The organism is Novosphingobium sp. BL-S-34 (genome assembly GCF_056857015.1).
Map to the genome: position 1 here is coordinate 1693240 of NZ_CM166472.1, position 26787 is coordinate 1720026.

Here is a 26787-nt window from a genome sequence, read left to right on the forward strand (position 1 = left end):
CGACAATCGTGACAGGAACAGCTATCATCCCGCCGCGTTGCCCCCGCAAAGGAGAAGCAGCGATGCCCAGGACTCGCAGGCCCAGTACGCGCAGGCCCAGTGCCCGCAGGCCCAGTACGCGCAAGCCAAGCACCGGCAAGATCGTCACCGGGGTAACCGCCCTGCTCGCCCCTGTGGCGATCGGCATCGCAGGCGGCCACATGGCAAGCGCGCAAGCGGCGCAGGATCGGCCCGGCGAGAGCCGTCCCCAAGGCGACCAGCCGCGTTCGGAACAGCAGCATGCCGAACAGGCACGGCGCGCCCAGCCGGAGCGCCAGACGGGCGGCGACCGCGTCCCGCCGCATGCCGAGGCGCAGAACCGCGAAACCGCCCAGCGCGAGCAGCGCCAGCAGGAAGCGGCCCGCCGCGAGCAGGACCGGGGCGATCGGGAACGCGGTGCGTCCACACAAGGTGATCGGCCGGCAGAGGGGAACCGTCCCGCCCAGCAGGATCCCGAAGCCCGGCGCGCCGATCGGCCTCAGGTCCCGCCGAAGGAGCGCGGCAGCACGCCGCCGGCCGACCCGCGCGAGGGCCGCCCGCATGAAACCCGCGTCGATCCCGGCCTGACCCCGCCCGCACCGCGCGGCGATGTCCGGCAGGTAAGCTACAGGGATGGGCGCGGCCACGAATTCCGCGTCCCCACCAACGACCGCGTGAAGGTGGTCACCGGCCGGCAGGACGCGGGCTGGACCGCCCCGGGCAGGGGTCAGGCGATCGAGGGTTGCCCGGCCGCCATCTCCGGCAAGTACCAGGGCTGCAACCTGCCACCCCGCACACACCCGCCGGAAAAGGCCTGGCATGACCCACGCTGGTTCTCCCGCGATTTCGATGACGACACCCGCTATCGCTACAGCGAAGGCTACCTGCTGCGCCTGGGCGGAGCGAGTGGCGGCGCCCCCGGCGGAAGCAGCGCCGTGGTCGGCTACACGCCGCTGCTCGGCGGCGCGCTGACCGTGGACCGCGCATGGCCCGGCACTTACCGGCCTGTCGCGCTGCCCGGCTACTACACCCGCTACTACGGTCTCGGCGGCGAAGGCTCCTATCGCTACTACGACAACACGATCTACCGCGTGAATGCGGGCGATGCGGCCGCTGCCGATCCCACCATCACCGGCATAGCGGCCCTGCTGCTGGGCGAGACGATCCGGATCGGCCAGCCCATGCCGGGCGGCTACGACGTCTACAATGTCCCCGGACGCTACCGCGACCAGTACCGCGACGGTCCTGACGCACTCTATCGATACAGCGACGGCTACATCTACCAACTCGAACCCGCCACACGCCTGGTGCGGGCCGCCATCGAACTGATCGCCTGAACGGCGTCAGGAGGGGAATTCATGCGCAAGACCGATCTCGCACTCACGCTGCTGGCCGCCGCCGGCCTCTCGCTGGCCGCCTGCTCCGACAGGAACAGCCCGGAGGGACAGGCCAGCGCCACCGCCGATGCGGCCGCCGCCGTGTCCGAGACCCTGCCGCAGGCGCTCGACAATGCCGCCGGCCTCCAGACCGTGGCCGAAGCGCTCAAGGAAACCGGCATCGAGGGCGTGTTCCAGGAAAAGGCCAGCTACACCCTGATCGCCCCGGAGGACGACGCCTTCGCAAAGTTGGGCGATCCGGGCAAGCAACTGACCGAGGCCGACGATCACGCCGCACTGGCGGCGCTGCTCAAGGACCACATGCTCACCGGCTACATGACCCCGCAGGACATCTCCGCCGCCATCAAGTCCAGCAAGGACGGCAAAGTCCTGATCTCGACCTTGGGCGGCGGCACTCTGACCTTCACGCAGGCGGGCGGCATCGTCAACGTGTCAGCCGAAGACGGCACCCAGGCCAGCTTCGACGGCGATCCCGTGACCGGGGGATCGAGCATCGCCATTCCCGTGACCGGGGTTCTCAAGAAACTCTAGCCGGTTCGGCCTTTGCGCCTTTGCAACACAGGTTCGCTTGCACAGTGCCATGGGCGTGACCATAAGTCGCGGCCATGCGTATTCTTCTTGTCGCCGCGCTGCTCGCCGGAACCGCCGCCCCCGCTTTCGCCCAGACCGTAACGGGAGCCGGCACGCCGCCCGCCCCGATCCTCACCACGCCCGAGGCGAAGGACGTGTGGACGCATGCCGAGCCGCAAGTGGCCCGCGTCACCCATGTGGCGCTGGACCTGGACGTCGATTTCGCGACAAAGACGCTGGGCGGCAGCGCCGTGCTGGACATCCTGGCGGCGCCGGGCGCCACCCGGATCGTGCTCGACGCACGGGATCTCGATATTTCCGCGATCACCGACGAGGCGGGCAAACCGCTCCGGTGGACGCTCGGCCCCAAGGACGCGGACAATGCGGACATCGGCTCGGCGCTGACCGTCGAACTCGCCGGGGCCAGCCGGATCCGTATAGCCTATCGCTCCATGCCGGGCGCGACTGCCCTGCAATGGCTGCCGCCGGAAATGACCTTCGGCAAGAAGAAGCCGTTCCTGTTCAGCCAGGGCCAGGCCATTCTCAACCGCTCGTGGGTGCCGACGCAGGACAGCCCCGGCATCCGCCAGACCTGGGAAGCCACCTTGCGCGTCCCCGGCGATCTCGTGGCGGTGATGAGCGCGGAAAAGCTCTCCGGCGACAAGGGCGAACTGCTCCCCGACGGCCGGCGCGCCTTCCGCTTCCGCATGGACAAGCCGGTGCCGCCCTATCTCATCGCCTTCGCCGTGGGCGACCTGAAGTTCAAGGCGCTCGGGCCCCGCTCCGGCGTCTGGACCGAGGCGCCGATGCTGGACAAGGCGGCCAGGGAATTCGTCGATGTGGAGAAGATGATCGACGCCGCCAGCAAGCTCTACGGCCCGTATCGCTGGGGCCGCTACGACATGCTGCTGCTGCCCCCCGCCTTCCCCTATGGCGGCATGGAAAATCCCATGCTCACGTTCCTGACCCCCACGATCGTTACTGGCGACCGTTCGAACACCGACGTCGTCGCTCATGAACTGGCGCATTCCTGGTCGGGCAACCTGGTCACCAATGCGACCTGGTCGGACTCCTGGCTGAACGAGGGCTTCACCACCTACTTCGAGAACCGGATCATGGAGTCGCTCTACGGCAAGGAGCAGGCCGCCACGTATGCCGACCTCGACTGGGACGTGATGAGCCGCGAAATCGCGGCCGGTGGCGGCCAGACCGGCGCCGTCACTCGTCTTCACGGCGATCCCGGCGCGGGCGAAGTGGACTATACCAAGGGCTCGAACTTCCTGCGCATGATCGAGCATACCGTGGGCCGCGCGAAGTGGGATGCCTATCTCACTTCCTATTTCGACCGCCACGCCTTCCAGCCCCAGACCACTGCGGGCTTCCTGGCCGACTTGCGCGAACGCCTGCTGAAAGGCCAGCCGGAGCTGGAACTCTCGCTCCAGCTCGACCGCTGGTCCTACGCTGCGGGCCTTCCCGACAACGCGGTCCATGTGCGGAGCGAAACGCTGGCGAAAGTCGACGCGCGGCTGGCGGCCTTCAATGGCGGCGGACCGGCCAGCGCCGTCGAGACGAAGGGCTGGACCACGCAGGAATGGCTGCGTTTCCTCAATGGCATCGACCGCCGGCAGACGCCTGCGCGCCTGGCCGAACTGGACAAGACGCTGGGGCTTTCCGCTTCGGGAAATGCCTATATCCAGTCGGCCTGGTTCGAACTGGCCATCGCCAACCGCTACGATCCTGCCCTCCCCTTCCTGCGCCGCTACCTTTCGCAGATCGGGCGCGGGTTGCTGGTCTATCCGCTCTACAAGGGCCTGATGAAGCAGGACGAATGGGGCCAGCCGAAGGCGCGCGCCTTCTTCGAGGAAGCCCGGCCGACCTACCATCCCTCCACCGCCGCAGGCATCGCGCGTATCGTCGCGGCGGGGGCAGCACAGGAGTAGCCCCGCCATGTCTTCTCCCACCCCGGGCCGTTTCGGCAATGCGCCCGGCCCCGCCGTCTTCGAGGCGCTGGCCCATGCCGCCTTCGCGCGCATTCCCGAGCCCTTCGCCCGGCACCTCGAAGGCATCTCCGTCCACGTCGAGGAATTCGCGGACGAGGAAACCCTCCATGCCGTGGGGCTGGAGGACGCCTGGGAACTGACCGGCCTTTACCACGGCCGCCCGCTCGACGAGGAATCGGTCTGGGTCGCCGGAGAATTCCGCCCGCGCATCACGCTCTACCGGCAACCGCTGCTGGCCGAATGGTGCGAGACGGGGGTGACGCTGGAAGACCTCGTCACTCATGTGGTGGTGCATGAAGTCGGCCATCATTTCGGCCTGTCGGACGAGGACATGCACGGGCTGGAGGATGAAGCGTAATCTGCTCTGCGGGAGAGGAAAAGCCATTGCCCCGTCATGAAACGATCCGATAGGACGCTGCCATGACTCTCCCCTTCACCCGCAGCCTTCCGCTGCTGACCACCTCGCTGATGGCCGCCCTGCTCGCCGGCTGCGCCACCACGCCCGGAACCCGCCAGCCCGCCTCTCCGGCAGCCTCCTCCGGGCAGGCCGGGCCGATCGAAGTCGGCGTGATCGCGATCAACGATTTCCACGGCGCGCTCGAACCGCCGAACCAGTCGGTCGACGCGCCCGACGGCCACGGCAACGAAGTCTCGGTGCCCGCAGGCGGCGGCGCCTGGCTGGCCTCTGCCGTGGATTCGCTCAAGGCCCGTCACGCCAACAACGTCGTCGTGGCCGCGGGTGACCTCACGAGCGCCTCGCAGCTCGCCTCCTCGCTCTATCTCGACGAGCCGGCCGTCGGCGTGATGAACCGCGTCGGCGTGGAATTCAACGCGGTGGGCAACCACGAATTCGACCGCGGCTGGCAGGAACTGCGCCGCCTGCAGAACGGCGGGTGCGAGAAGAACACGCGCCTCCAGCCGTGCCAGCTGGAGCCGTTCAAGGGCGCCAATTACAAGTACCTGGCCGCCAGCACCACCCTGGCAGACGGGTCCCCGCTGTTCCCCGCCACCGGCGTGAAGACTTTCGGAGAAGGCAAGGACCGGATCACCGTCGGCTTCGTCGGCCTCTCGCTCAAGTCCGTGCCCACCCTCGTAGCGCCCGACCGGGTGGCCGGGCTGAAGTTCGCGGACGAGGCGGATACCATCAACCGCGCCGCAGGCCAGCTCAAGGCTGCCGGCGCCGATGCCGTGGTCGTGCTGATCCACCAGGGCGGCCGCACGGCGGGCACGCCCGATCCCAACGGCTGCAACGAGATGACCGGCGATATCCAGCCCATCCTCGATCGCCTGAACCCCGGCGTGGACGTGGTCGTCTCGGGCCACACGCATTGGGCCTATGTCTGCGACTACGGCGCCAATGCCCGGACCGGCCCGATCCTGCTGACCAGCGCGGGCGTCTACGGCAAGCTGGTGACCGACATCACGCTGCGGTTCGATCCGGTGACGCACAAGCTGCTCGGCCGCCGGGCGAGCAATCTCATCGTCCAGTCGCCGGCCTACAAGTCGGCCAAGGGCGAAGTCCCGAATTCCGACGCCTTCCCCCGGTTCCAGCCGCGGGAAGACGTGGCCGCTTATATCCAGCGCTACAAGGACGCTTCGCTGCATCTGGTCGCGCGTCCGGTCGGCCGCCTTTCCGGCCCGCTCGCCAAGGAAGAGGAAAACGGCGTTGGCAAGGGCGGCGCGCTGGGCAACCTGATCGCGGATTCGCAGCTTGCCGCCACCCGCAAGGCCGGCGCGCAGATCGCCTTCCTCAATCCGTTCGGCATCCGCACCTCGCTGATCCCCGCCGCCGACGGCACCGTGACGTTCGGCCAGATCTACGCGGTGGAGCCGTTCAACAACGAGATCGTCACGATGTCGCTGACCGGCGCGCAAATCCGCGCGACCCTGGAGCAGGGGCTGGACGATAGCGGCGACAAGCAGATCCTGGCACCCAGCCAGGGCATGCGCGTGGCCTTCGACATGCGCCGCCCCTCCGGTGCGCGGATCACCGGCATCACTCTGGACGGCAAGCCGCTCGACCCGGCGAAGAGCTACCGCGTCAGCGTGGTGAACTTCCTGGCCGAAGGCGGCGACGGCTTCAGCGGCTTCGCCCAGGGCACGGAGCGCACGCGCGGGGCCATCGACCTGGAAGCGCTGGAGGACTGGCTCTCGGCCGTGCCGCTGCGCAAGGTGCCGGAGGACGACCGGACGCCGGAAGCCCGCTGAAAGGCAGAGGCCGGGTCCAGGAAAACGAGAGGGAGCGGGCCATGCCTGCTCCCTTTTTCGTTTCTCAGCCGAACAGCCAGTGGCCGAGCAGGCGGTTGAACGGGAAAGTGAAGAAGCCCGCGATCAGCAGGGCGCCGATGATGAGGCCGCGAACGGTCCGGCGGTGACGGACGCCGTTGTGCCGCCTTGCCGCCAGCACGAGCACCGGCACCATGACCAGCACGAACACGGAAAGGACGTGGATCAGGCTGAACCGGCCCGGCCCGCCCGAATGCACGAAAAGGCTGTCCAGCGCCGTCAGCATCATCGCCCCGCTCCAGACATAGCCGTAGACGCGGTGCCGTGCGTCTCCCCGGCGGCGCCACAGCAGCACCGGCGTCAGCACCAGCGCGACGAGGATGGTGGCCAGATGGACCCAGACCACCGAGGGCACGCGCGCCCATTCGTCCCGGCCGCGCAGCAGAGCAGCGAAGATGAAGCCCAGCATGACCAGCGCCAGCAGCCCCAGCACGCGTTCCAGCCTGTCCGGCCCGCGCAAGTCCTGCGGCGTCAGGCCTCTGGGAGGCTTAGGCCCTGCCCCCGCAATCGCCGCCTCGCCCATGTCTGCCCCCTGCACTGCCATGATCGTTTCCCTGTTGAACCCCTGTTCCGATCTCACACCGCGACGGGCCCGGCCGTCATCGGCCCGGCGTCCCCCTTCGCCGGACCTGCGAAGCACTGCCGCGTTCTAGAATCCGGCGCCTTGCGGCCATTGCGGCCCGCTTACGCCCATGACCTTGAACAGGCTTCCCATCTGCTCATCGCTGATAAGCCGATCCTTCGCCCTTTGAATAGTATCGGCATGATGCGGCGCCGCGGCGGCCAGCTTGGCGGCGCGCAGATCGATCCCCAAGGCGCGCAGGAAGGCGCCCTGCGTCACGGTGCCCTGCCATGTCGCGCCCTCTTTCACCGCGATCTCGGCCAGGACGGCGAAGTCCACCAGACAGGTAAGGTCAGCCTCGCCCGGGGCCGTGAAGGGATCGACCTTGGCATGGGCCCGCAGCGCCTGAAGCGTCGAGCCGGTCTGCGGCTCGGCATAGCCATAATCGATCAGCAGCGCTGCGCCGCCCTGAGCCGCAAGCCGCCCGGAAAGCTCCTGCATGACCGCAGCGGCGCCGGGGCATGTCTCCAGCAGCGTGCCTTCTTCGGCATCGGCCAGCACGCCCGGAACCGCGGCGTCCATCGGCTTTTCCCCCGCGACCGGACGGAAGCGGTCCTCCGCCCAGTCGACCATGCGTTCGCGCCAGCCCTTGGCCGTCCTGACCAGCTGGCGAACCGGCAGGGCATCGAGGAATTCGTTGCCGACCACCAGCAGCGGCACGTCGGTGGGAACGGTGCCGAGGTCGTCGTGCCATTGCGCCTGCGGCACGGCCTGGGCCTGGAGCGCCTTGAGCGCGCGGGAGCTTTCGACGAAATGCACCTGCGGATCGAGGCCCACGCGTTTCATCGTGCGCAGCGCGTCGCGCGCCAGGGTGCCGCGGCCCGGACCCAGCTCGACATAGTGGACCGGCACGGGGCTGCCCGCGCGCATCCAGACGTCGGCCAGCCAGAGCCCGACGAGTTCGCCGAACATCTGGCTGATTTCCGGGGCCGTGATGAAGTCCCCCGCCGTGCCGAGCGGGTCCTTGTCGGCATAGTACCGGGCGTTCGATTCGCCCATGTAGTGCAGCAGGGAGAGCGGCCCGTAAGTCCCGATCAGGCGCCGGAAAATGGCCGTGAGCGGTTCGGCGCTCGCCCCGGTATCGTCTGCGGTCATCGCGCCGGGATCAGGCGGTGACCGGACGGACGGTGGCCAGCGCCGGCTTCGCCAGGGCGCGGGCGACCAGCAGCAGGCCGAGCAGGATCAGTGGGATCGTCAGCCACTGGCCCATCGACAGGCCGGTGCGCGCGGCGAAGTCCTGAAGCTGGGCGTCGGGCTCGCGGAAGAACTCCACGGTGAAGCGCGCGCAGGCGATGCCGGTGGTGAACACGCCGACCAGCAGGCCCGGGCGGAACCGTGCCCGCGTCTTCCAGAACAGGGTGAGCATGATGACGATCATCGCCAGGCCTTCCAGGCCGGCTTCATAGAGCTGGCTGGGATGGCGGGGCAGCGGGCCGGCATCGGGGAAGACCATGGCCCAGGGCAGGTTCGGGTTAGTGACCACGCGGCCCCAGAGTTCGCCGTTCACGAAGTTGGCAAGGCGGCCGAACATCATGCCGAACGGCACGCAGACCGCGATATAGTCCGCCACTCGCAGGAAATCGAGCTTGCCGCGCCAGGATACCCAGGCCATCGCCAGCAGCACGCCGATCAGGCCGCCGTGGAAGCTCATGCCGCCGTGCCACAGCGACAGGAGCGCGCCCGGATCGGACCAGAGGCTGGGAATGCCGGTGTCGCCGCCGGTGTAGAACGTCGCATAGCCCAGGCGGCCGCCCAGGATGATGCCGATCGTGCAGTAGAAGAACAGGTCGTCGGCATGGCGCTGCGCCAGCGGCGCGCCGGGCGCCTTGATCATGCGCGAAAGGTGCCAGTAGCCGAGCATGATGCCCGCCAGATAGGCCAGCGAATACCAGCGCAGCTCGAAGCTGCCGATCCGGAACAGGTAGTTCTTGAGGCCCAGGTTGACCCAGTAGATCGGCTGGTGAACTTCGGCGGCGGCGGCGGCTGCGGCAAGTGCTGTCAGGGACAAGTGCTCGACCTCGTAAATCTCGTAAGGTCGCCGGGCCGGACGGCCTCGGCGGTGCTGGGCGCCCGTGCTTGTGCAGCGGTGCTGGGCGCCCGTGCTGTGCGCCTTCTGGCATAGGCTGCGGGGCGATGGTAGGCCGGATTTTGCGTCGCCGCCCCCAGGACGCCGCAAAATCTGCTGGATGCGACACGTCGCTGTTCCCCCCAAGCCTTTGAATGTCTAGATATCGCCCGACATGAGCGTAATCCGCATTCCCTCGCCCCGTTCCGTGATCGACCGCCGCGCGCTGGTCGAGGCCATCGAAGCCGTCGTTGCCGGTCCGGGGGCCGCCAAGGGCCGCAAGCAAGTGGTCGAACTCCTGCGCGAGGCGCTGGAGCAGGGCCGGGCCGAAATCGCCCGCCGCCTCGTGGAAAAGCCCTCCGCCGGGCACGAGGTGGCCGAAGCGCAAGCCTATCTGGTGGACCAGCTGCTGCGGGTGATCCACGATCACGTCTCCACGCACGTCTATCCGGCGATGAACCGCTCCAAGGGCGAACGCTTGTCGATCATCGCCGTGGGCGGCTATGGACGCGGCGAGATGGCGCCCCATTCCGACGTCGACCTCGCCTTCCTCACCCCGATCAAGCAGACCGCCTGGTGCGAGCAGGTGATCGAGGCGATGCTTTATTTCCTCTGGGACCTGGGGCTCAAGATCGGCCATTCCAGCCGCTCGGTGGACGACATGGTCCGCATGAGCCGCTCGGACCTCACCATTCGCACCGCCATGCTGGAAGGCCGCTACGTCTGGGGCGACCAGGACCTCTACGAGGAAGTCCGCGCGCGGTTCTGGAAGGATGTCGTCGCCGGGACCGAGCGCCAGTTCGTGGTCGAGAAGCTGGCCGAGCGCGAGGAACGCCACAAGCGCATGGGCGACAGCCGCTACGTGGTCGAACCCAATGTGAAGGAGGGCAAGGGGGGCCTGCGCGATCTGCACACGCTCTACTGGATCGGCAAATATATCCACAAAGTGCGCGACCCCAGCGAACTGGTGGACGTGGGCCTGCTCACTCACAAGGAATACCGCGCCTTCCGCCGGGCCGAGAACTTCTTCTGGGCGGTGCGCTGCCACCTCCACACGATCACCCGCCGCGCCGAGGATCGCCTGACTTTCGACCTTCAGCGCGAAGTTGCGGCGCGGATGAACTATTCCGACCGCCCCGGAAAGAGCGCGGTCGAACGGTTCATGCAGATGTTCTTCCTCCAGGCGAAGATGGTCGGCACCCTCACCGGCGTGTTCCTGGCCCAGCTCGACGACCAGTTCGCCAAGCGCCAGCCGCGCGGGCTGCTGGCGGGCTTCCGCGCCCGTCCGCGCACGCTGAAGGGCTACAAGGTCTTCGGCGGCCGCATCATGGCACCGGGCGAGACCTGGTTCGAGGCCGATCCCGTGCGCCTGATCGAGATCTTCGTCATCGCCGACCGCGAAGGCCTGGAGATCCATCCCGAGACCATGCGCCTCGTCTCGCGCGATGCCGCCCTCATCCGCGAGGACGTGCGCCGCGACCCGCGCGCCAACGAGCTGTTCATGGAACTGCTCACCAGCCGCAACAATCCCGAAGTGGCGCTGCGCTCGTTCAACGAGGCGGGCGTCTTCGGCCGATTCGTCACCGAATTCGGCCGCGTCAACGCGCAGATGCAGTTCGACATGTACCACCACTACACGGTGGACGAACACACCATCCGCGCCATCGGGCTGCTCGCCCGCATCGAGAAGGGCGAGCTGAAGCAGGACCATCCGCTCAGCCACGAGATCATCCACAAGGTCCGCTCGCGCCGCGCGCTCTATGCCTCGGTGCTGCTGCATGACATCGCCAAGGGCCGCGGCGGCGACCACTCCGAGATCGGCGCCGAGATCGCGCTGAAGCTCTGCCCGCGCTTCGGGCTGGACGAGGAGGAGACCGAGCTGGTGTCCTGGCTGGTGCTGCACCACCTCATCCTGTCCGCCACCGCCTTCAAGCGCGACTTGTCCGACGCCAAGACGATCACCGATTTCGTCGAACTCGTGCAATCGGTGGACCGCCTGCGCCAGTTGACGCTCCTCACCATCGTCGACATTCGCGCGGTGGGGCCCGGCACCTGGAATTCATGGAAGCGCCAGCTCATCGGCGAACTCTACGGTGCCACCGAGGAACGCCTGCGCCTTGGCCACGTCGAGTTCGGCCGCGAAAAGCGCGTGGCCGCCAAGAAGGCCATCGTCGCCGACAGCGCCGCCGAGAATGCCGCGCTGGTCGACGAACTCGGCACCCAGTTCGCCGATGCCTACTGGATCGCCGAACCCGAAGACGTCATCATCAAGAACCTGGCGCAGTTCCACGCCTCGCAGGAAGAGCCGCTTTCGATCGCGACCGAGTACTATCCGGCGCGCGGCGCGACGCTCGTCACCGTCATCGCCTCGGACCATCCCGGCCTGTTCTACCGCATCGCCGGCGGCATCCACCTGGCCGGCGGCAACATCATCGATGCCCGCATCCACACGACGCGCACCGGCCGCGCGGTGGACAACTTCCTGGTTCAGGACCCGCTCAGCCGGCCCTTCATGGAAGAGACCCAGCTCGCCCGCCTGCGCTCCTCGATCGAGAACGCGCTGGCCAACCGCATCAAGATCCTGCCGCAACTCGTGGCCCGCCCCGATGCGCGGCCCCGCGCCGATGCCTTCGACGTGCGCCCGCGCGTGCTGGTGGACAACAAGGCCTCCAACCGCCTCACCGTGGTCGAAGTGAACGCCCGCGACCGTCCGGCGCTGCTCAACCGGCTGGCCCATGCGCTGTTCGAATCGAAGCTCATGGTCCACTCCGCCCACATCGCCACGTATGGCGAGCGCGCGGCGGATACCTTCTACGTCACCGATCTGCTCGGCGAGAAACTGACGTCCTCCAGCCGGATCAAGGCCCTGGAGCGCCGCCTGCTCGAAGCGGCGAGCGAAGGGAGCCTGAGCGAAGTGGCGGCGTGACGAGGTTGCGGCGCTCACCAGATCCCCCCCGAATAAACTATTGAAAGCCCGGCCCAACGGTCCCACTTGTTGCATCGCAACATCCCCATGCGCAGGACCCTGCCCATGAATGCCGAAAGCGCTGCCGTTTCGTCTTCGTCTTCCGACGCCCCGCAGTCGGTGCTCGTCCTGCAGGGCGGGGGCGCTCTTGGGGCCTACCAGGCCGGTGTCTACGAGGCGCTGGCCGCAGAGGGCCACGCGCCGGACTGGGTAGCCGGCATCTCGATCGGCGCGATCAACGCGGCGATCATCGCCGGCAACGCGCCCGAAGAGCGGGTCGGCAAACTGCGCAGCTTCTGGGACGGCGTAAGCCACGAGCTGCTCTACCGGCTGGACGTGGGCAACGGCTTCGCCCGCCGCGCCTTCAACGAGACTGCGGCCGCCTGGGCCGCGACGTTCGGCGTCCCCGGCTTCTTCACGCCGCGCATTCCCACGCCTCTGCCGGAATGGCCTGACGAAATCGGCCGTCTCAGCTTCTACGACACCACCCCCTTGCGGCAGACCCTGCTCGACCTCGTCGATTTCGACCGCATCAACCACGGCGAGACCCGCTTCTCGGTCGGCGCGGTGAACATGATGACGGGCAACTTCGCCTATTTCGACAATGCCAGGGGATCCGGCACCAGCGACCGCAAGATCGGCCCCGAGCATATCATGGCCAGCGGCGCCCTGCCTCCCGGCTTCCCCCCGGTGGAGATCGACGGCGAGTGGTACTGGGACGGCGGCCTCGTCTCCAACACGCCGCTGCAATACGTGCTCGACAACCGCAGCCCTTGCGAAATGACGGTGTTCCAGGTCGACCTCTTCCCCTCGCGAGGGGCCGTGCCCAAGACCATGGCCGACATCGCCCAGCGCGAGAAGGACATCCGCTTCTCCAGCCGCACGCGCCTGAACACGGACTTGTCCAAGCGCCTCCAGGACATGCGCGCTGCGGCTCAGCGGCTTTGCCACAAGCTGCCGCCCGAACTGCAGGACGACCCGGACTTGCGCCAGTTGCTGGGCTGCCGCCCCGCCGGCGCGGTGGCGGTCCTCCACCTCATCAACCGCCCGCGCGGCTATGAAACCATGTCGAAGGACTACGAGTTCTCGCGCATGACGGTGACCGAGCACTGGGAAGCCGGCAAGGCGGACGCGCATTTTTCCCTGCGTGACGGCCGCTGGACCGGACGCCGCCTCAAGCCCGACGAAATCATGACATTCGACCTCGCAGGCAAGCGCCGGCCCAGGCACCCCCAGGGATCGAACAATGAGGAGTAGGTAGATGAAACTGAAGGACAAGGCCTGCATCGTCACTGGCGCCGCCAGCGGAATCGGCAATGCCATCGCCCACAAGTACGCGGCCGAGGGCGGGAAAGTGGCTATCGCCGACCTCAACATAGACGCCGCGCAGAAGGCGGCCGACGAGATCGAGGCCAAGTACGGCACTGCCGCTCTCGCCGTCGCCATGGACGTGACCAGCGAGGATCAGGTGAATGCCGGCGTCGCCAAGGTGGTAGAGGCCTGGGGCACCGTGGACGTGCTGGTTTCCAATGCCGGCATCCAGATCGTCAATCCGGTGGACCAGTTCGCCTTCTCCGACTGGAAGAAGATGCTGGCCATCCACCTCGACGGCGCCTTCCTCACCTCCAAGGCCGTGCTGCCGCACATGTACGCGCAGAATTCCGGCTCGATCATCTTCATGGGTTCGGTCCATTCGAAGGAAGCGAGCCCGCTGAAATCCGCCTATGTCACCGCCAAGCACGGCTTGCTCGGCCTGGCGCGCGTGATCGCCAAGGAAGGCGGCAAGAAGGGCGTCCGTTCGAACGTGATCTGCCCCGGCTTCGTGCGCACGCCCCTGGTGGACAAGCAGATCCCCGAACAGGCCAGGGAACTCGGCATTTCCGAGGACGAAGTCGTCAGCCGGGTGATGCTGGGCCAGACCGTCGACGGCGAATTCACCACCGTGGACGACATCGCCGAAGTGGCGCTGTTCTTCGCAGGGTTCCAGACCAACGCGCTCACCGGGCAGTCGCTGGTGGCGAGCCACGGATGGTTCATGGAGTAACGCAAGGATCGCACCGCGTCAGGCGGCGCGCGGCGAACCCATTCCGAGGGTCTGGGGGATCATCCCCCAGACCTTCTTTATTTCCTCAGCCTGCCACGACCTTGAGCCGCGCCAGAGCCTCTTCGCGCCCGATCAGCGGCAGGAGCGCGCCCATGTCAGGCCCATGCTCCATCCCCGTCAGCGCCAGGCGCAGCGGCAGGAACAGCCCCTTGCCCTTGCGCCCGGTGGCATCCTTGAGCGCCCCGGTCAGCGCCTTCCACGCCCCGTCGCTCCATTCGAGCTTCGACAGTACGGCGACCGCCTCGGCCAGATAGGCGCGGTCTTCCTCGGCCAGCGCGGGCACCTCGATCGGGCCGATCACCACGGTCCACCAGTCGGCCGCCTCGTGCACATATGACAGGTTGGGGCGAATCGTTTCCCATGCCCCGGCGTCCATTTCCTCCGGGAGCCGGTCGGAGACGGCCTCGAAAGGCAGCGCATGGACCACGGCGGCATTGACCCGCTGCAGTTCCACCTCGTCGAAACGGGCGGGCGCGCGTCCGAAGCGGGAAAGATCGAAGGCCGCCGCCAGTGCTTCCGCATCCAGCGCGGGATCGACCGGATCGCTGGTGCCAAGGCGCCCGAGCAGCGCCACGACGGCCTGCGGCTCGATGCCGATTTCCCGGAAATGCGCGACACCCAGCGAGCCGAGGCGCTTGGACAGCTTGCCTTCGGTACCCACCAGCAGCGCCTCGTGCGCAAAAGCGGGGACCGGCGCGCCGAGCGCGGTGAACATCTGGACCTGCGCCGCGGTGTTGGAGACGTGATCCTCGCCGCGCAGGATCTGGGTGACGCCCATGTCCACGTCGTCGATGGCCGAGGGCAGCATGTAGAGCCAGGAACCGTCGGCGCGGCGAATCACCGGGTCGCTCATCTGCGCGGCATCGAACTTCTGGGGGCCGCGAATGCCGTCTTCCCAGACGATGGGTTCGTCCCGGTCGAGCAGGAAGCGCCAGTGCGGCAGGTCGCCGCTGGCGATTCGCGCCGCCTTCTCCGCTTCGGACAAGGCCAGGGCGCCGCGATCGTAGATCGGCGGCAGGCCGCGGCCGAGAAGGACCTTGCGCTTAAGCTCCAGTTCCTGCGGCGTTTCCCAGCAAGGATAGACGCGCCCGGCGGCCTTCAGCTTCTCGAATTCCCGCTCGTAAAGCGCGAAACGGGCCGACTGGCGCTCCTCGCCGCTCCAGGCGATGCCGAGCCAGGACAAGTCGGCGCGGATGCCCTCGACATATTCCTCCTTCGAGCGCGCGGCGTCGGTGTCGTCGATGCGCAGCAGGAACCGGCCGCCCGCCTGCCCCTCGGCACCTTTTCGTGCCAGCAGCCAGTTGTGCAGCGCCGTGCGGATATTGCCGACGTGGAGGTGCCCGGTGGGCGAGGGAGCGAAGCGGGTTACGGTCATGTCCCGCGCGTTACGGCGGGCCGGCCGGGAGGTCAATTTCGGCGCGCGAAAACCGCCTTGGCCGCCAGGGCGGCAACGCCGGCCAGCAGCCCCCAGAACGCCGAGCCGATGCCGAGCAGCGAAACGCCGGACGCCGTCGCCGCGAAAGTCAGGATCGCGGCATCGCGCTCGGTCTTCTCGATGAGCATGTTCTCGACCGCACCCGACAGTGGCGCGATCAGGGCGATGCCGGTGAACGCGGCGATGGAGGCCTTGGGCATGGTCAGGAAGAACTGCACGAGCGGCGCGGAGAACAGCGCCAGGGCCAGGTAGCACCCGGCGTAGATCAACCCCACCGTCCAGCGGCGCGCCTGATCCGGGTGAGCGTCGGAGCTGGTGCAGATCGCCGCGGTGATGGCCGCCAGGTTGACGCCGTGGGCGCCGAACGGCGCAAGCAGCATCGTCGCCAGCCCCGTGCCCAGCAGCAGGGGCTGCGGCCGAGGCTCGTAACCGGCGGTCCGCAGCACGACGAGGCCGGGCAGGTTCTGCGAGACCAGCGTGACGAGGAACAGCGGAACGCCGATGCTGGCCACGGCCTTTAGGTCGAAAGCGGGCATGACCGGCTCCAGCCCGCCGATCAGCGAGCGAGGCGCGAATCCGGCGACATCACCGCGCGTCAGTACGACCGCCACGCCCGAGACGAGCACCAGCAGCAAGGCATAGAGCGGAAAACGCTGTCGGGCGATGACGAAGACCAGCAGCAGGACCACGACCAGCAGCGCGTCGGTTTCCAGGGTGCGGAACAGCTGGAGGCAGAACGGCAGCAGCACTCCTGCAAGCATGGCCGAAGCCACCGAGGCGGGGATGCGCGCGGCCAGCCGCCCGAGTGCGGGCACCAGCCCCAGCAGGCACATCAGCGCCGCCGCCGCCATGAAGGCGCCGATCGCGACCGGCCAGGCCGCGCCGCCGTTGCTCGCGGCCAGCAGAGCCGCACCCGGCGTCGACCACGCCAGCACCACCGGCATGCGCGTCCCCAGCGAGAGAATCGCCCCGGCCACCGCAATGCCGAGGCAAAGCGCCGTCACCGCCGAACCGACCTGCCCGGCCTCGGCCCCCAGCGCCTGCATGGCCTGAACCACCAGGGCAACGGTACCCCCGAACCCGATCAGGGCGGCGATCAACGCGGAAGTCCAGGAAGCGAGCGGCGGCAATGACGCAGAAACACGGGAAAGCATGGCGGTGCTATGGGCAGGTTTGTCCGGGATGGGAAGACCTTGGGCCCGGCCCTGCAGTGCAGCGTCATTGCCGGACCCCGATGGCCTGCACCCCGTCCGCGCTTCTCGCGAAACCGGCAGGCAATGAGCATCGGACAGGCAATGGGCCTGACAGCATCTCTCTGATAAATCGGGAAGTTCGCGAATGTCGCGGGGAAATGGTGGAGCCTAGCGGGATCGAACCGCTGACCTCCTGCATGCCATGCAGGCGCTCTCCCAGCTGAGCTAAGGCCCCGTCCATTTCAGCGGATCGCACCTGGGCGGGCGATCCGGTCCCGCGCGCAGCGGCGTGGGAGGCAGCCCTCTAGATCGGCTTTTTCGATCTGACAAGAGAAACATTCACGGGTTTCGAAAGTTGTTCGAATGGTCATGAAACGAAGAGCGCGGAAGCGCCGACCGGCAGCGGGGCGGGCACAGCCGTCCGGCGGCACGTAAAGGTTCAGATGGCCAGGTTCATACGGGCGACATCTCGCCCGGCGCAGGCAAGTACAGAGGCATTGTGCGAAGGTGCGAAAGGGAGAGCGATCATGATTCGCAAGTTGATGACCGTCGCCGCGGCAATCGGCGTTCTGGCAGCCACCCCATCACTGGCAGCCAATTCCTGCCGCGATGCGCAGGGCAAGTTCGTGCCCTGCAAGACCGTGACGACCAAGAAGACCACCACCAAAGTCACCACCGCCAAAGTCACGCCCGGCGTGGTCAAGGGCACGGACGGCAAGTGCCGCTTCAGTTCGGGCGCCAAGAAGGGTCAGTTCACCAAGTGCCCGTGACCTGAATGTCGCCGGGAGTTTCCAAGGCGGGTTTTTCGCTGCGGGCTCCCGAGCGTCGGCCTGAAAAATCGGGCGAAATGGAGTGAGGCGTGCACGAATCGGGCAGCGCAGCCATGCAAATAATGCTGTGCAAAATGCCTCTCGCCCAGGGCAAACGCGCCTTCGCGGTGCGGGCAAATAAAAAACCCTCCCGGAGGGGAGGGCTTTTTCCGTCTCGGACGGACTTTCCGTGATCCCTCTTGATTTCCAAGAGAGGCGGAAAGCAACTGGGGGCCGGCAGACCAAGAAGGTCGGTGCGCGGCCCCCGAACCGATTACTCGGCAGCCGCGGTGGCTTCTTCGGTAGCCGCTTCGGTGGTAGCAGCCAGAGTTTCCTCGGGCAGGGTCTCAACCGACTCGGTAGCAGCTTCGGTGGGCTTTTCGCCACCGCAAGCAGCGAGCGACAGAGCGGCAGCCGACGCGAACGCGGCAAAAGCAATCTTCTTCATGCGAATCCCCTTGCATTGTTTGGCGCACAGGCCAACGCTTGCAGGCAAGCCTGCGGTGCCATTCTTTAGACGAGACAATGGTGCAACGCAAACGGGAAGTAAGGGGCCGGAAATCCGCAGAAATCCTAGGGCTTGCACACATATAAAGATATCTTTATATGCCAGACCATGCAAATCGACCCCCTTCTGAGGGCTCTTTCCGAGCCGACGCGGCTACGCATCATGCGTCTGCTCGCACACATGGAACTGGCGGTCGGAGAGCTGGCGCAAGTGCTCGGGCAGAGCCAGCCGAGAGTGTCCCGCCACGTCAAGATCCTGTGCGACGCGGGCCTCGCCCAGCGCCGCAAGGAAGGTAGCTGGGTCTTCCTGCGCACGGCCGTGAAGGAAAAAAGCGAGCCGCCGATGGGCGCCGCCGCCGCACAGCTCCTTGCCATTGCCGAACGCGACGATCCGGCCTTTTCGGCGCGCTGCAACGAGGATCGCCGCCAGCTTGCCGCGATTCGAGAGGCCCGCGAGGCCAGCGCCCAGGCCTACTTCGCCAGCCATGCCGAAGAATGGGATTCGCTGCGCCAGCTTCATGGCGCGGATGGCCCGGTCGAATCGGCACTGCTCGCCGCCTTCGGACGCCAGAAGCTGGGTGCGCTGCTCGATGTCGGCACCGGCACCGGACGCATGGCCGAGCTGCTCGCGGGCAAGGCCGGCCACGTCACCGCGCTCGACAAGAGCCCGGACATGTTGCGAATTGCTCGTGCACGGTTGCAATCTTTGCCAGCGGACAAGGTTTCGTTGCTGCAGGGCGACTTCACCGCCCTGCCCTTCGTACCTGCCAGTTTCGACACCGTGCTGTTCCACCAGGTGCTCCACTATGCACAGGCCCCCGGCATCGTCCTGACCGAAGCCGCCCGCGTCACGCGCGAGGGCGGGCGCATCGCCGTGGTCGATTTCGCCGCGCACGAACGCGAAGATCTTCGCGAGCGCCACGCCCACGCCCGCCTCGGTTTCGCCGACGAGCAAATGGAGACGCTGCTGACCGACGCGGGCTTCGCGCCGGAACCGCCGGTGGCGCTGCCCAGCGATGCGCTGACCGTAAAGATATGGACGGCGCGGCGCCTGCCCGCTGCCGAACCCTTCGAGAACCCCGAGACTCAAGACAGAAAGACCGAACTCCCATGACTTTCGCCGAACGACCGGTCTCAGCCCCGCTTTTCGAGGACCTGCCGGGCGACATTTCCGTTTCCTTCGAGTTCTTCCCGCCCAAGACGGAGAAGATGGAGGAACAGCTCTGGGACGCGATCACCCAGCTTGCGCCGCTCGACCCCAGCTTCGTCTCGGTGACTTATGGCGCCGGCGGTTCCACGCGTGAGCGCACGCACTCCACCGTTTCCCGGCTGGTTCGCGAGACGCAGCTGGTCCCTGCCGCCCACCTGACCTGCGTGGGCGCGAGCAAGGACGAGATCGCCGAGATCGCCGACCAGTACTGGGAGGCCGGCGTACGCCACATCGTCGCCCTGCGCGGCGATCCGCCGCCGAGCAGCGGCGGTGTCTTCACCCCGCACCCGCAGGGCTATGCCGGCGCCGCCGACCTCGTCGCGGGCCTGAAGGCACGGCACGATTTCGACATTTCGGTGGCGGCCTACCCCGAAGTCCATCCGGAAGCGGCAAGCGCCGATGCCGACCTCGACAACCTGAAACGCAAGCTGGATGCCGGTGCGAATCGCGCGATTACGCAGTTCTTCTTCTCGACCGACGCCTATTTCCGATTCCTCGACAAAGTGCTGGCCGCAGGCATCTCCGCGCCGATCCTGCCCGGCATCATGCCGGTGACGAGCTTCGCCGCGATCCGCCGCATGTCGGGAAATACGGAGATCCCGGGCTGGCTCGAAACCATGTTCGAGGGCCTGGACGAGCGCCCCGGCCCGCGCGCGTTGGTCGCCGCGGTCGCCGCTGCAGACTTGTGCCGCAGGCTCTATGAAGGCGGCGTGCGCGATCTTCACTTCTACACGCTCAACCGCGCCGAGCAGGCCTATGCGATCTGCCAGCTCCTCGGCCTGCGTCCGAAACCGGGCGCCTGAACGCGGACGAGCATGCAGGCTTGTCTCCGGGCCGTTCGTGCAGCAAGGCGCGATCGGCCCGAAGCGGACCCGGAACAACCGGCCCCGAGTGCGGGTGAGTAAGGACGAAAACCATGAGTGCCAGAGAACAGTTCCTCGCCGAAGCCGCCAAGCGCATCCTCATCACGGACGGCGCCTTCGGCACCGAAATCCAGCGCTGGAAGCTCAGCGAAGCGGACTATGCCGGCAACCTCGGCCTTACCCATGACCAGAAGGGCAACAACGACATCCTCGCGCTGACCAAGCCCGAGGTGCCGGAATCGATCCACCGCGCCTATTTCGAGGCCGGGGCCGACATTGCCGAGACCAACACCTTCTCGGCCAACCGCATCAGCCAGGCCGACTACGGCGCCGAGCACCTCGTGCGCGAGATCAACGTCGAATCGGCCAAGCTCGCCCGCCGCCTGGCCGACGAGTACCAGGCCAGGGACGGCCGCCCCCGCTTCGTGGCCGGCGCGATCGGGCCGACGAACAAGACGCTCTCGCTCAGCCCCGACGTCAACGATCCCGGCTACCGCGAGATCGACTGGGACGAGCTGGTCGACGTCTACAAGGAACAGGCCGCGGCCCTCGTGGAAGGCGGCGCGGACTTCATCCTGATCGAGACCGTGTTCGACACGCTCAACGCCAAGGCCGGGATCATGGCCGTGCGCCACCTCGAAGCCGAACTGGGCCGCGAAGTGCCGATCATGATGTCCATGACGCTGACCGACCTGTCGGGCCGCAACCTTTCCGGCCATACGGTGGAAGCCTTCTGGCACGCGGTGCGCCATGCCCGGCCGGTGACGATCGGGCTCAACTGCTCGTTCGGCGCCACCCAGCTTCGCCCGCATGTGAAGACGCTGTCCGAACTCGCCGACACGCTGATCATGATCTATCCCAACGCCGGCCTGCCCAACGAACTGGGCGCCTACGACGAAATGCCCGAGACCACCGCGGGCTTCGTGGGCGAATGGGCCGTGGCGGGACAAGTCAACGTGCTGGGCGGCTGCTGCGGCTCCACGCCGGACCACATCGCCGCCATGGCGCGGACAGTGGCGGGCCTGCCCCCGCGCCACCTGCCCGCCCTGGCCCCGGTCACGCGCCTTGCCGGCCTTGAACCTTTCACCATGGTCGGCTGACGGGATGACCGAATTTCCTATCTGGCGCATTCGCCCGGCGGGCGCCGACGATGCCGATGCGCTGTCCCTCGTGGCCGCCGCGACGTTCCTCGAGAGCTTCGCCGGCCTCGTCGACGGCGCGGGCATCGTCGCGCACTGCCTCAAGCAGCATTCGGCCGAGAACTACCGCAAATACCTGGCCAATGGCGCGCGGGCCTGGCTGGCCGAAGTCGAACCGGGCCATGCCCCGGTCGGCTATGCCCTGCTCTGCCGGCCCGAACTGGAACTGGCGGGTGAAGGCGACCTCGAACTCAAGCGCATCTATCTGTTCTCGCGCTTCCAGGGTTCGATGATGGCCGGCACCATGATGCGGATCGTGCGCGAGGCTGCCGCGACCAGCCACTCCCGGCTGCTGCTGGGCGTGAAGAACGACAATCACCGCGCCCTCGCCTTCTACGCCAAGCACGGCTTCGAAACGATCGGCACCCGGACTTTCGACGTGGGCGGCAAGACCTACGACGATTTCGTGCTCGCGCTCAATTTAGCGAACTGATTCGCTGGCCAACTGATTCAACGAGAACCACACACCATGACCTCGATTCATTCCGGCGCCCGTTTCGTCAACATCGGCGAGCGCACCAACGTCACCGGCTCGGCGAAGTTCAAGAAGCTCATCATGGCCGGCGACTATCCCACCGCCGTCGACGTGGCCCGCCAGCAGGTGGACAACGGCGCGCAGGTGATCGACGTCAACATGGACGAAGGCCTGCTCGACGCGGTCGAGGCCATGACCACCTACCTCAAGCTGATCGCCGCCGAGCCGGATATCGCCCGCGTGCCGGTGATGATCGACAGTTCGAAGTGGGAAGTCATCGAGGCCGGGCTCAAGTGCGTGTCGGGCAAGCCGATCGTCAATTCGATCTCGATGAAGGAAGGCGTCGAACCGTTCCTGGCCCAGGCCCGCAAGTGCATGGATTATGGCGCCGCCGTCGTGGTCATGGCCTTCGACGAGACCGGCCAGGCCGACACCCGCGAGCGCAAGATCGAGATCTGCTCGCGCGCCTACAAGCTGCTGACCGGCATCGGCTTCCCGCCCGAGGACATCATTTTCGACCCCAACGTCTTCGCGGTCGCCACCGGCATCGAGGAACATGACCGCTACGGGCTGGACTTCATCGAGGCCGTTGTCGAAATCCGCAAGGCCTGCCCGCACGTCCACTTCTCGGGCGGCCTTTCCAACCTCTCGTTCTCGTTCCGCGGCAACGAGACGGTGCGCCGGGCGATGCACTCCGTATTCCTCTACCATGCGATCCCCGCCGGGCTCGACATGGCGATCGTCAACGCCGGCCAGCTGGACGTCTACGACCAGATCGACCCCGCCCTGCGCGAGGCTTGCGAAGACGTCATCATGATGCGCCGCCCCGGCGTGGGCGAGGATGGCAAGACCTCCACCGAACGGCTGATCGAACTGGCCGAGAGCTTCAAGGGCAAGGACGCCGTGGCCGAAAAGGCCGCCGAGGAATGGCGCGGCTGGGACGTGGTCAAGCGCATCGAACACGCGCTGGTACGCGGCATCGACGCTCATGTCGTCGAGGATACCGAGGAAGCCCGCGCTGCGATCGCGGCTCGCGGCGGCCGCCCGATCGAAGTGATCGAAGGCCCGCTGATGGGCGGCATGAACGTGGTCGGCGACCTGTTCGGCTCGGGCAAGATGTTCCTGCCGCAAGTCGTGAAGTCGGCCCGCGTCATGAAGAAGGCCGTGGCCCACCTCATCCCCTTCATCGAAGCGGAAAAGGACGCCAAGACCAAGGCGAAGGGCCGGATCATCATGGCCACTGTCAAGGGCGACGTCCATGACATCGGCAAGAACATCGTCGGCGTCGTGCTTCAGTGCAACGGCTACGAAGTGATCGACCTTGGCGTCATGGTGCCCTGGAGCAAGATCCTCGAGGCCGCCAACGAGCACGAGGCGGACATCATCGGCCTCTCGGGCCTCATCACCCCCTCGCTTGACGAGATGGTGACCGTGGCCGAGGAAATGCAGCGCGCCGGGATGACCATCCCGCTGCTGATCGGCGGCGCCACGACCTCCAAGGTCCACACCGCCCTGCGCATCGACCCGGCCTACGAAGGCCCCGTCGTCCATGTGCTCGACGCCAGCCGCGCGGTCGGCGTCGCCTCGCAGCTGCTGTCCGACACCCAGGCCACCGGCTTCATCACCGCGACGGCGGACGAGTACGAGAAAGTCCGCGTGGCCCGCGAAGGCAAGGGTCAAAGCGAACTGCTCTCCATCGCCGACGCCCGCGCCAACGGCTTCTCCGCCGACTTCGCGCAGAAGCCGGGTGCACCGGTGAAGCCCGGCCTCCATGTCTTCGAGGACTGGAACCTCGACGAACTGGTCGACGTGTTCGACTGGACGCCGTTCTTCCGCGCCTGGGAACTGGCAGGCACGTATCCTGCCATTCTCGAGGACGACGTGGTGGGCGAAAGCGCCCGCAGCCTGTTTGCCGACGCGAAGGCGATGCTCGCGCAGATCGTCGAGGAAAAGTGGCTCACCGCCAAGGGCGTCTGCGCCTTCTGGCCGGCCGCGACCAAGGATGACGACGTGATCGTCGGCGCCGGCGGCATGGACCCGCAAGTCGTCTACGACGCCATCCAGCAGGGCGTCCATGAAGGTCCGGACTTCGTCCGCCTGCCGTTCCTGCGCCAGCAGTTCAAGAAGAGCCGCGGCCGCGCCAACTACTGCCTGTCCGACTTCGTCGATCCGGCGGGCGACTGGCTGGGCGGCTTCGCGGTGGGCATCCACGGCATCGAACCGCACCTCGAACGCTTCCAGGCCGCGCATGACGACTATTCGGACATCCTGCTCAAGGCGCTGGCCGACCGCTTCGCCGAGGCCTTCGCCGAACGCCTGCACCAGCATGTCCGCACGACGCTCTGGGGCTATGCGCCGGACGAGCAGTTCACCAACGAAGCCCTGATCCGCGAGGAATATCGCGGCATCCGCCCGGCGCCCGGCTATCCGGCCTGCCCGGACCATTCGCTGAAGCCGATGCTGTTCGACCTGCTGAAGGCGCAGGACAATGCAGGCATCACCCTGACCGAAAGCCAGGCCATGCTGCCCACCGCTGCCGTCTCGGGCTTCTACTTCGGCCACCCGGAAAGCCAGTATTTCGGCGTGGCCCGCATCGGCCGCGACCAGCTCGAAGACTATGCCGAACGCCGCGACGTGGACCTTGCCGTGGCCGAACGCTGGCTGCGCCCCAACCTCGACTGACAACAAGGTCGGGCATCGCCCGAATTACATGAGCGGAGACCTCCTTTTCGTCGCCCGACGAAATGGGGGTCTCACGCTCCAGGAAATGAGGCGTGAGGGCGGCCGGCAACGCACTCATTCGATTGCAATCCGGAAAACTCCCGGAAAAACCCGGCGGTCCCGATTGTCCATTCCGACCGGGCAAGGCATCCATCCCCCCGATAAGAAACATGGGAATGGGGACCCGATGGGGACGACCGAAATCTATCTGATCGCGTTGACGATCATCCTCGGCGCGCCGTACCTGGTATGGCGGCTGCTCCGCACCGAACATTGGGCGCCGCTGGTCGTCGTCCAGATCATCGGCGGCATCCTGCTCGGCCCCGGCGTGCTCGGCCATGCCGCGCCCGCGTTCCATGCCTTCGTCTTCAATCCGCAAGTCATGACCGCGCTTAACGGCGTGGCATGGTGGGCGGTGATGATGTTCGTCTTCGTCGCCGGGGTGGAACTCGATCTGTCCGACGCCTGGAAGCACCGCGGCGAGACCACGCTCACCGCCGCCTGCGCCTTGCTGACGCCGCTGCTGTTCGGATCGATCGCCGCGGCCCTGCTGCTGCGCACGCCCGGATGGATCGGGCCGAAGGGCACTTATCCGCAGGCCGTGCTCGGCGTGGGCATGGCCTGTGCGGTCACGGCGCTGCCGATCCTGGTGCTGCTGATGGAAAAGCTGGGCGTGTTCCGCGAACCGCTCGGCCAGCGGCTGCTGCGCTATGCCAGCCTGGACGATATCGCCATCTGGGGCGTGCTCGCCCTGATCCTCGTCGATTGGGAGCGCGTGGGACGGCAGGGCCTGTTCCTTCTCGCTTTCGCGGCGGCCTCGTTCCTGGTCCGCGCCCTGTTCAAGCGCCTGGGCGAACAGGACCGGTGGTTCGTGTCGTTGATCTGGCTGGCGCTGGTCAGTTTCGCCGCAGACTGGTCCGGCCTGCACTTCATGGTCGGCGCCTTCCTTGCCGGTGTCGTGCTCGACGCCCGCTGGTTCAGCCGCGAGAAGCTGGACCTGTTCCGCGAATTCCTGCTGCTCACGGTCATGCCGGTATTCTTCCTCAGCACGGGGCTTCGCACCGACTGGGGCATGGGCGGCCTGCTGGTCATGGGCGCGGCGCTGCTGTTCCTGCTGGCCTCGGTGGCAGGCAAGCTGGCCGGCGTGCATCTGGCCGGGCGCCTGCTGGGCTGGAAGAAGGGCGATGCCACGGTGATCGGCTGGATGCTCCAGACCAAGGCCCTGATCATGATCATCTTCGTCAACGTGCTGCTCGACAAGCGGATCATCACGCCCGAGACCTTCACCGCCCTGCTGCTGATGGCGGTCATGAGCACCATGCTGACCGTGCCCATCGTCAAGCCCCGCCTTGCCCGGATGGGGCAGGACGGGGCCGTCTGACCGGAAGCCGATTTCACCCCGGGCGGTTGACGGCCTGGCCCACGCCTTCCCGGCCGGACAGTTTCTCCGCCGCCTGCCAGAACGCCTCGACGAAAGCCGCGTCCTCGACCAGGGGATTGGGCTTTCGGCGCGCCCGTTCGAACCAGTAATCGCCGCTCGATTCGCCCGGTTCTGCCGCCGTCGCCAGCCAGATCACCGTATCGGCGCCCTGCGCCGGCGACAGCTTGGGCGCGTCGCCATAGGCGGCCTGGACGCTCTCCGGCGTGTGGGAGAAGAAGTTGCTGCCCACCGTGCCGGGATGGACCGAGTGCGCGACGATCCCATCCTTCGCCAGCCGGGGCGCCAATGCCCGCGCGTGCAGCACATTGGCAAGCTTGCCGCTGCAATAGGCCGCGCCGGGGCTCCAGTTGTCCAGGTTCTGGAGGTCTTCCAGGTTGATCGCGGGAATCATCTCGCTGCCGTCCGAGGCGGTGTTGACGATCCGGACGCTGCCGGCCGCTGCCCCGCCGCTCCTGGCCGCTGCCTGGCGCAGCAGCGGCAGCAGCCTTGCGGTCAAGGCGAAAGGCCCCAGGAAATTCGCCGCGTAGTTCGCCTCGAAACCCTCGGCCGTGATGGCCTGTTCGCGCGCCATGCCGCCCGCATTGTTAACCAGCACGTCCACGCGGTCGACCTTTCCGGCGATCTCGTCCGCCAGACGGTCCACGTCCGCCAGCAACGAGAGATCGGCGCGGAGCATCTCCGCTTCGCCGCCGTCTGCGCCGTTCTCGGCCGCAAGCGCCGCCGCGGCTTCGGCGCAGCGCCCGGCATCGCGGCCCACGCCGATCACCCGGAAACCCTGCCGCGCCAGCGCCTTTGCCGTCTCCAGACCGATGCCCGAACTGGCGCCCGTCACCACCGCCACGCGCCCTGATTGTGCTCCAGACCCCATGCTTCACGCTCCTCTCGCTTCTCGTTGCCGCCATTTCGA

General features: G+C 67.1%; 22 protein-coding genes and 1 tRNA gene. 15 read left to right on the forward strand and 8 right to left on the reverse strand.

Annotation, left to right across the window (positions count from 1 at the left end; genetic code table 11):
• Positions 1-62 precede the first annotated feature (62 nt).
• The 5 genes from AC1VV3_RS08040 (at position 63) to AC1VV3_RS08060 (ending at position 6193) form a co-directional block, all read left to right on the forward strand.
• The gene (locus tag AC1VV3_RS08040; protein WP_482961499.1) at positions 63-1355 is read left to right on the forward strand and encodes a hypothetical protein; all 1293 of its coding nucleotides are present in this window, start codon (positions 63-65) and stop codon (positions 1353-1355) included.
• Positions 1356-1376: 21 nt separating this feature from the next.
• Entirely contained in the window at positions 1377-1946 is a 570-nt protein-coding gene (locus AC1VV3_RS08045; protein WP_431566783.1) for a fasciclin domain-containing protein, read from the forward strand.
• A gap of 74 nt (positions 1947-2020) precedes the next feature.
• Positions 2021-3925 (forward strand): M1 family metallopeptidase, encoded by a 1905-nt coding sequence (locus AC1VV3_RS08050; protein WP_482961500.1) that lies wholly within the window; start codon positions 2021-2023, stop codon positions 3923-3925.
• A 7-nt stretch (positions 3926-3932) separates the two neighbouring features.
• Positions 3933-4343, forward strand: a complete 411-nt coding sequence (locus AC1VV3_RS08055) for a metallopeptidase family protein (RefSeq protein ID WP_482961501.1) — start codon at positions 3933-3935, stop codon at positions 4341-4343.
• 62 nt (positions 4344-4405) lie between these two features.
• On the forward strand, positions 4406-6193 hold the full coding sequence (locus AC1VV3_RS08060) for a bifunctional metallophosphatase/5'-nucleotidase (RefSeq protein WP_482961502.1): 1788 nt from the start codon (positions 4406-4408) through the stop codon (positions 6191-6193).
• A 64-nt stretch (positions 6194-6257) separates the two neighbouring features.
• On the opposite strand, the gene AC1VV3_RS08065 is transcribed toward AC1VV3_RS08060, so the two are convergent.
• The 3 genes from AC1VV3_RS08065 to lgt all read right to left on the reverse strand — a co-directional run bounded on the left by AC1VV3_RS08065 (position 6258) and on the right by lgt (position 8901).
• On the reverse strand, positions 6258-6815 hold the full coding sequence (locus tag AC1VV3_RS08065) for a DUF2306 domain-containing protein (RefSeq protein WP_243654151.1): 558 nt from the start codon (positions 6813-6815) through the stop codon (positions 6258-6260).
• 105 nt (positions 6816-6920) lie between these two features.
• Positions 6921-7988 (reverse strand): class I SAM-dependent methyltransferase, encoded by a 1068-nt coding sequence (locus AC1VV3_RS08070; protein WP_314464971.1) that lies wholly within the window; start codon positions 7986-7988, stop codon positions 6921-6923.
• A gap of 10 nt (positions 7989-7998) precedes the next feature.
• Positions 7999-8901: a prolipoprotein diacylglyceryl transferase gene (lgt, locus tag AC1VV3_RS08075; protein WP_482961503.1), complete on the reverse strand. Its 903-nt coding sequence runs from the start codon at positions 8899-8901 to the stop codon at positions 7999-8001.
• Positions 8902-9133: 232 nt separating this feature from the next.
• On the opposite strand from lgt, the gene AC1VV3_RS08080 reads away from it, so the two are divergent.
• The 3 genes from AC1VV3_RS08080 (at position 9134) to AC1VV3_RS08090 (ending at position 13967) form a co-directional block, all read left to right on the forward strand.
• A complete protein-coding gene (locus tag AC1VV3_RS08080; RefSeq protein ID WP_132264761.1) occupies positions 9134-11884 on the forward strand; it encodes a [protein-PII] uridylyltransferase in 2751 nt (916 codons plus the stop codon).
• A 105-nt stretch (positions 11885-11989) separates the two neighbouring features.
• Positions 11990-13180, forward strand: coding sequence for a patatin-like phospholipase family protein (locus AC1VV3_RS08085; RefSeq protein ID WP_482961504.1), 1191 nt, complete (start codon positions 11990-11992; stop codon positions 13178-13180).
• Positions 13181-13184: 4 nt separating this feature from the next.
• On the forward strand, positions 13185-13967 hold the full coding sequence (locus AC1VV3_RS08090; RefSeq protein WP_134094663.1) for a 3-hydroxybutyrate dehydrogenase: 783 nt from the start codon (positions 13185-13187) through the stop codon (positions 13965-13967).
• 85 nt (positions 13968-14052) lie between these two features.
• Here AC1VV3_RS08090 and AC1VV3_RS08095 read toward each other — a convergent pair whose 3' ends face one another.
• The 3 genes from AC1VV3_RS08095 to AC1VV3_RS08105 all read right to left on the reverse strand — a co-directional run bounded on the left by AC1VV3_RS08095 (position 14053) and on the right by AC1VV3_RS08105 (position 16890).
• Complete coding sequence (locus tag AC1VV3_RS08095; protein WP_482961505.1) at positions 14053-15402, reverse strand: glutamate--tRNA ligase; 1350 nt, start codon at positions 15400-15402, stop codon at positions 14053-14055.
• Positions 15403-15434: 32 nt separating this feature from the next.
• Positions 15435-16616: a benzoate/H(+) symporter BenE family transporter gene (locus AC1VV3_RS08100; RefSeq protein ID WP_482961506.1), complete on the reverse strand. Its 1182-nt coding sequence runs from the start codon at positions 16614-16616 to the stop codon at positions 15435-15437.
• A gap of 198 nt (positions 16617-16814) precedes the next feature.
• A tRNA-Ala gene (locus AC1VV3_RS08105) sits at positions 16815-16890 on the reverse strand.
• A gap of 292 nt (positions 16891-17182) precedes the next feature.
• Between AC1VV3_RS08105 and AC1VV3_RS08110 the strand changes: the two genes are divergently transcribed.
• Positions 17183-17425 (forward strand): hypothetical protein, encoded by a 243-nt coding sequence (locus AC1VV3_RS08110; RefSeq protein ID WP_132264751.1) that lies wholly within the window; start codon positions 17183-17185, stop codon positions 17423-17425.
• A 313-nt stretch (positions 17426-17738) separates the two neighbouring features.
• Here the strand turns inward: AC1VV3_RS08110 and AC1VV3_RS08115 are convergent, their stop codons facing one another.
• A complete protein-coding gene (locus AC1VV3_RS08115) occupies positions 17739-17912 on the reverse strand; it encodes a hypothetical protein (protein ID WP_021232409.1) in 174 nt (57 codons plus the stop codon).
• A gap of 168 nt (positions 17913-18080) precedes the next feature.
• Between AC1VV3_RS08115 and AC1VV3_RS08120 the strand changes: the two genes are divergently transcribed.
• From AC1VV3_RS08120 to AC1VV3_RS08145, 6 genes are all read left to right on the forward strand, one after another.
• Positions 18081-19085, forward strand: coding sequence for an ArsR/SmtB family transcription factor (locus AC1VV3_RS08120; protein ID WP_431566794.1), 1005 nt, complete (start codon positions 18081-18083; stop codon positions 19083-19085).
• Complete coding sequence (gene metF / locus AC1VV3_RS08125; RefSeq protein ID WP_134094668.1) at positions 19082-19984, forward strand: methylenetetrahydrofolate reductase [NAD(P)H]; 903 nt, start codon at positions 19082-19084, stop codon at positions 19982-19984. The genes AC1VV3_RS08120 and metF overlap by 4 nt, the downstream gene beginning before the upstream one ends.
• Positions 19985-20097: 113 nt before the next feature.
• Complete coding sequence (locus AC1VV3_RS08130; protein WP_482961507.1) at positions 20098-21144, forward strand: homocysteine S-methyltransferase family protein; 1047 nt, start codon at positions 20098-20100, stop codon at positions 21142-21144.
• 4 nt (positions 21145-21148) lie between these two features.
• Entirely contained in the window at positions 21149-21676 is a 528-nt protein-coding gene (locus AC1VV3_RS08135) for a GNAT family N-acetyltransferase (protein WP_132264743.1), read from the forward strand.
• A gap of 36 nt (positions 21677-21712) precedes the next feature.
• The gene (gene metH, locus AC1VV3_RS08140; RefSeq protein WP_314464990.1) at positions 21713-24400 is read left to right on the forward strand and encodes a methionine synthase; all 2688 of its coding nucleotides are present in this window, start codon (positions 21713-21715) and stop codon (positions 24398-24400) included.
• A 226-nt stretch (positions 24401-24626) separates the two neighbouring features.
• Positions 24627-25820, forward strand: a complete 1194-nt coding sequence (locus AC1VV3_RS08145) for a cation:proton antiporter (protein WP_132264740.1) — start codon at positions 24627-24629, stop codon at positions 25818-25820.
• Between the two features lie 13 nt (positions 25821-25833).
• Here AC1VV3_RS08145 and AC1VV3_RS08150 read toward each other — a convergent pair whose 3' ends face one another.
• Positions 25834-26748 carry an SDR family NAD(P)-dependent oxidoreductase gene (locus AC1VV3_RS08150; RefSeq protein ID WP_482961508.1) on the reverse strand — a complete coding sequence of 305 codons (915 nt, stop codon included), beginning with the start codon at positions 26746-26748 and terminating at the stop codon, positions 25834-25836.
• Positions 26749-26787: the final 39 nt, after the last annotated feature.

Bases quoted from the DNA above. Each gene is read 5' to 3' on its own strand.
- AC1VV3_RS08085 (WP_482961504.1), top strand. From the start codon at position 11,990: ATGAATGCCGAAAGCGCTGCCGTTTCGTCTTCGTCTTCCGACGCCCCG.
- AC1VV3_RS08040 (WP_482961499.1), top strand. From the start codon at position 63: ATGCCCAGGACTCGCAGGCCCAGTACGCGCAGGCCCAGTGCCCGCAGG.
- AC1VV3_RS08065 (WP_243654151.1), bottom strand. From the start codon at position 6,815: ATGGCAGTGCAGGGGGCAGACATGGGCGAGGCGGCGATTGCGGGGGCA.
- AC1VV3_RS08115 (WP_021232409.1), bottom strand. From the start codon at position 17,912: ATGAAGAAGATTGCTTTTGCCGCGTTCGCGTCGGCTGCCGCTCTGTCG.
- AC1VV3_RS08090 (WP_134094663.1), top strand. From the start codon at position 13,185: ATGAAACTGAAGGACAAGGCCTGCATCGTCACTGGCGCCGCCAGCGGA.
- metF (WP_134094668.1), top strand. From the start codon at position 19,082: ATGACTTTCGCCGAACGACCGGTCTCAGCCCCGCTTTTCGAGGACCTG.
- AC1VV3_RS08100 (WP_482961506.1), bottom strand. From the start codon at position 16,616: ATGCTTTCCCGTGTTTCTGCGTCATTGCCGCCGCTCGCTTCCTGGACT.
- AC1VV3_RS08150 (WP_482961508.1), bottom strand. From the start codon at position 26,748: ATGGGGTCTGGAGCACAATCAGGGCGCGTGGCGGTGGTGACGGGCGCC.
- AC1VV3_RS08120 (WP_431566794.1), top strand. From the start codon at position 18,081: ATGCAAATCGACCCCCTTCTGAGGGCTCTTTCCGAGCCGACGCGGCTA.
- AC1VV3_RS08060 (WP_482961502.1), top strand. From the start codon at position 4,406: ATGACTCTCCCCTTCACCCGCAGCCTTCCGCTGCTGACCACCTCGCTG.
- AC1VV3_RS08070 (WP_314464971.1), bottom strand. From the start codon at position 7,988: ATGACCGCAGACGATACCGGGGCGAGCGCCGAACCGCTCACGGCCATT.
- AC1VV3_RS08080 (WP_132264761.1), top strand. From the start codon at position 9,134: ATGAGCGTAATCCGCATTCCCTCGCCCCGTTCCGTGATCGACCGCCGC.
- AC1VV3_RS08145 (WP_132264740.1), top strand. From the start codon at position 24,627: ATGGGGACGACCGAAATCTATCTGATCGCGTTGACGATCATCCTCGGC.
- AC1VV3_RS08135 (WP_132264743.1), top strand. From the start codon at position 21,149: ATGACCGAATTTCCTATCTGGCGCATTCGCCCGGCGGGCGCCGACGAT.
- AC1VV3_RS08130 (WP_482961507.1), top strand. From the start codon at position 20,098: ATGAGTGCCAGAGAACAGTTCCTCGCCGAAGCCGCCAAGCGCATCCTC.
- AC1VV3_RS08095 (WP_482961505.1), bottom strand. From the start codon at position 15,402: ATGACCGTAACCCGCTTCGCTCCCTCGCCCACCGGGCACCTCCACGTC.
- AC1VV3_RS08110 (WP_132264751.1), top strand. From the start codon at position 17,183: ATGATTCGCAAGTTGATGACCGTCGCCGCGGCAATCGGCGTTCTGGCA.
- AC1VV3_RS08055 (WP_482961501.1), top strand. From the start codon at position 3,933: ATGTCTTCTCCCACCCCGGGCCGTTTCGGCAATGCGCCCGGCCCCGCC.
- AC1VV3_RS08045 (WP_431566783.1), top strand. From the start codon at position 1,377: ATGCGCAAGACCGATCTCGCACTCACGCTGCTGGCCGCCGCCGGCCTC.
- metH (WP_314464990.1), top strand. From the start codon at position 21,713: ATGACCTCGATTCATTCCGGCGCCCGTTTCGTCAACATCGGCGAGCGC.
- AC1VV3_RS08050 (WP_482961500.1), top strand. From the start codon at position 2,021: ATGCGTATTCTTCTTGTCGCCGCGCTGCTCGCCGGAACCGCCGCCCCC.